The following is a 3,447-nucleotide window of genomic DNA, read 5'->3' as shown; positions in this document are numbered from 1 at the left end:
TGAAGTTTTCATTTGGCGCAAAGCTGTATGAGCCCTCACCCAAATCAGTCAGTACGCCATCAGTACCTTCATAAGTGATCCCTTCAACCGTTAGGTTATCACCTTCAACATCTGTCGCGCCTGTAAGCAGATCCGCGTCGGTGAACAGTAAAGTACCGTCTTCTGCAATACTGAACTGTTGATCTTGTGGTACTGGCAGGTCGTTAACTGGGTTAACCGTCAGGTCTGCAGAAGCTTGAACGGTATTGGTACCATCAGAAATATCGAAGCTGATATCGATGTCGCCGTTGAAGTTCTCATCTGGCGTGATGGTGAAACTGCCATCCTCGTTAGCAACGACTGTTGCATCACCGTCAACCGTTAGGCCGCTAGCCGTAAGGTCATCGCCTTCAACATCTGATGCTTGTGATAAAAGTTGCTCTTGGCTTAGACGAATCGAACCATCTTCGTCGATTGAGTACGCTAGGTCGCCAGACACTGGCGCATCATCAACCGCAGTCACACTCACATCGATGTTTGCAGAGACCGTATCGGTACCGTCAGAGACATCGAAGCCGAAGTTTACGTCGCCATTGAAGTTCTCATTCGGAGCAAAGGTGTACGTACCATTACCGTTGTCGGTCAAGATACCGTCGCCACCGTCGTAAGTCACACCTTCAACCGTTAGGTTGTCACCTTCAATGTCCGTTGCACCTGTTAATAGGTCTGCATCAGTGAAGATGAGTGTACCGTCTTCTTCAACGCTGAACTGTTGATCTTGAGGCACTGGTAAATCGTTTACTGGATTAACCGTTAAGTCTGCAGAAGCTTGAACGGTATTGGTGCCATCTGAGATATCAAAGCTGATATCGATGTCACCGTTGAAGTTCTCATCTGGCGTAATCGTGAAACTGCCGTCATCGTTTTGAGTAACGGTTGCATCACCGCCAACCGTTAGGCCGCTAGCAGTAAGGTCATCGCCTTCCACGTCAGACGCCTGTGATAGAAGCTGCTCTTGGCTTAGACGAATCGAACCGTCTTCGTCGATTGAGTACGCTAGATCACCAGATACAGGCGCGTCATCAACCGCTGTTACACTTACGTCGATGTTCGCTGAGACCGTATCGGTGCCGTCAGACACGTCGAAGCCGAAGCTTATGTCGCCATTGAAGTTTTCGTTTGGAGCAAAGGTGTAAGTTCCATTACCGTTATCAGTAAGAATACCGTCGCCGCCATCGTAGGTCACACCTTCAACCGTTAGGTTGTCACCTTCAATATCTGTAGCACCGGTTAACAGGTCTGCATCGGTGAAGATTAACGTGCCGTCTTCTTCAACGCTGAACTGTTGATCTTGAGGTACAGGTAAATCATTTACTGGGTTAACGGTTAGGTCAGCTGATGCTTGAACGGTATTAGTGCCATCAGAGATATCGAAGCTGATATCGATGTCACCATTGAAGTTCTCATCTGGCGTAATCGTGAAACTGCCGTCATCATTAGCAACGACTGTTGCATCACCGTCAACCGTCAGGTCGCTAGCCGTAAGGTCATCGCCTTCCACATCAGACGCTTGCGATAGAAGCTGCTCTTGGCTTAGACGAATCGAACCATCTTCGTCGATTGAGTACGCTAGGTCACCTGACACAGGTGCATCATCAACGGCTGTTACGCTTACGTCGATATTGGCAGAGACCGTATCGGTGCCGTCAGAGACATCAAATCCGAAGTTTACGTCACCATTGAAGTTTTCGTTTGGAGCGAATGTGTAAGTACCATTACCGTTATCAGTAAGGATACCGTCACCGCCATCGTAGGTCACACCTTCAACCGTTAGGTTGTCACCTTCAATGTCGGTAGCGCCTGTTAACAGGTCTGCATCGGTGAAGATGAGTGTACCGTCTTCTTCCATGCTGAACTGTTGGTCTTGAGGGACTGGCAGGTCATTAACTGGATTGACCGTAAGGTCTGCTGAAGCTTGAACGGTATTAGTGCCATCAGAGATATCGAAGCTGATATCGATGTCACCGTTGAAGTTCTCATCTGGCGTGATGGTGAAACTGCCATCATCGTTTTGAGTAACTGTTGCATCACCGTCGACCGTTAGGCCGCTAGCTGTCAGGTCATCGCCTTCAACATCAGACGCTTGTGATAGAAGTTGCTCTTGGCTTAAACGAATCGAACCGTCTTCATCGATTGAGTACGCTAGGTCACCAGAAACAGGCGCATCATCAACCGCTGTTACGCTCACATCGATATTGGCTGATACCGTATCGGTTCCGTCTGATACATCAAAACCGAAGTTTACGTCGCCATTGAAGTTTTCATTCGGAGCAAAGGTGTATGTACCATTACCGTTATCAGTAAGAATACCGTCGCCGCCATCGTAGGTCACACCTTCAACCGTAAGGTTGTCACCTTCAATGTCTGTTGCGCCTGTTAACAGGTCGGCATCAGTAAAGATGAGCGTGCCATCTTCTTCCACGCTGAACTGTTGGTCTTGAGGTACTGGCAAATCATTTACTGGGTTAACCGTTAAATCAGCCGACGCTTGAACCGTATTGGTACCATCTGAGATATCGAAACTGATATCGATGTCACCATTGAAGTTCTCATCTGGCGTGACGGTAAAGCTGCCATCATCGTTCTGAGTAACGGTTGCATCAGCGCCAACCGTTAGGCCGCTAGCAGTAAGATCATCGCCTTCCACATCAGAGGCTTGTGATAAAAGCTGCTCTTGGCTTAGACGAATCGAACCGTCTTCATCGACTGAGTACGCTAGGTCGCCAGACACAGGCGCATCATCAACGGCTGTAACGCTCACATCGATGTTGGCAGAGACCGTATCGGTGCCGTCTGATACATCAAATCCGAAGTTTACGTCGCCATTGAAGTTTTCATTCGGAGCGAAGGTGTACGTACCATTACCGTTATCAGTAAGGATACCGTCACCGCCATCGTAGGTCACACCTTCAACCGTTAGGTTATCACCTTCAATGTCCGTTGCACCAGTTAACAGGTCGGCATCGGTGAAGATTAACGTGCCATCTTCTTCAACGCTAAACTGCTGATCTTGAGGGACTGGCAGGTCATTAACTGGGTTAACCGTAAGGTCTGCTGAAGCTTGAACAGTATTAGTGCCATCAGAGATATCGAAGCTGATATCGATGTCGCCATTGAAGTTCTCATCTGGCGTAATCGTGAAACTGCCGTCATCATTTGCAACAACGGTTGCATCACCACCAACCGTTAAATCGCTCGCGGTTAGGTCTTCGCCTTCAACATCGGACGCTTGAGACAACAGCTGTTCTTGGCTCAGTGTGATAGAACCATCTTCGTTAACGTTGTAAGCCAAATCACCAGACACTGGCGCATCATTGATTGGCAGTACGTCAACATTGATGACGGTTTCAACTTCTGCACCGTCTTCATCACGAATGGTGACATCAAGCTGAACTTGGCCATTAAAGT

The 3,447-nt window shown here is 48.3% G+C and carries 1 protein-coding gene; it reads right to left on the bottom strand.

Going from position 1 to position 3,447, the window contains the following annotated elements; genetic code table 11:
* Nucleotides 1–3,447: tandem-95 repeat protein (locus tag AB6E85_RS25685; protein ID WP_372144792.1), on the bottom strand; the 3,447-nt coding region annotated here is incomplete at both ends.

Origin of the sequence: Vibrio sp. 10N.247.311.51 (assembly GCF_041467855.1) — a bacterium.
In the GTDB taxonomy this organism is placed as follows: domain Bacteria; phylum Pseudomonadota; class Gammaproteobacteria; order Enterobacterales; family Vibrionaceae; genus Vibrio; species Vibrio coralliirubri.
The sequence above is the reverse complement of the archived record's forward strand: the minus strand, read 5'-3'. Positions and strand labels throughout refer to the sequence as shown.